Below are 921 nucleotides of genomic sequence, written 5' to 3'. Positions count from 1 at the left end.
GCGATAGAGGCTGTTTCAAGGTCACGAATCTCACCAACCATTACGATGTCCGGGTCCTGACGTAAGAATGAGCGTAAGGCTTCAGAGAAGTTAAGGCCTACTTTGGCGTTTACGTTAACTTGGTTAATGCCTTCAAGGTTAATCTCTACAGGATCTTCCGCCGTTGAGATGTTTCTCTCTGGTGTATTCAGAATATTAAGACCGGTGTATAGCGAAACTGTTTTACCTGATCCCGTAGGGCCGGTTACAAGAATCATCCCCTGTGGTTGGTGCAAGGCTTCCATGTACATGTCTTTTTGCACGTCTTCGTAACCAAGGGCGTCGATACCCATTTTCGCAGAGCTAGGATCAAGAATACGGAGTACGATTTTTTCACCCCAAAGAGTTGGGAGTGTATTGACACGGAAGTCGATTGCCTTGGTTTTGCTCAACTTCATTTTAATGCGACCATCTTGCGGGACACGCCTCTCAGAAATGTCCATTTGCGACATTACTTTTAAACGCGCCGCAATTTTGGGTGCAAGCTTGATGGAGGGGCGAGATACTTCGTGCAAGATGCCATCTGTACGATAGCGCACTCGGTATGATTTTTCGTAAGGTTCAAAGTGAAGGTCGGACGAGCCTTTTTTGATCGCATCAAGCAGCATTTTATTTACATACTTAACGATAGGGGCGTCGTCTGTATCTGCGGATGTGTTATCTTCTTCCTGCTCTTGACTTTCGTCTAAATCAATATCGAGATCTTCGTCATCAAGATCGCCCATTGAATCGTCTTGTGATTCAAGGTAGCTGTCGATAGCAGAGGATAGTTTGTCGTCTTCGACTAGTACTGAATCAACACTCATCCCCGTGTGGAATTTAATCTCATCGACAGCGTTTACATTTGTTGGATCTGAAACGGCTATAAATAGTCTATTGCCG

General features: G+C 45.1%; 1 protein-coding gene. It reads right to left on the bottom strand.

Translation table 11 applies throughout. The features are described from left to right. On the bottom strand, positions 1 to 921 hold a 921-nt coding region (locus A3739_RS06600; RefSeq protein WP_197472126.1), incomplete at both ends, for an ATPase, T2SS/T4P/T4SS family.

The organism is Oleiphilus sp. HI0067, assembly GCF_001635735.1.
This window is presented reverse-complemented; position numbering and strand designations above follow the sequence as displayed.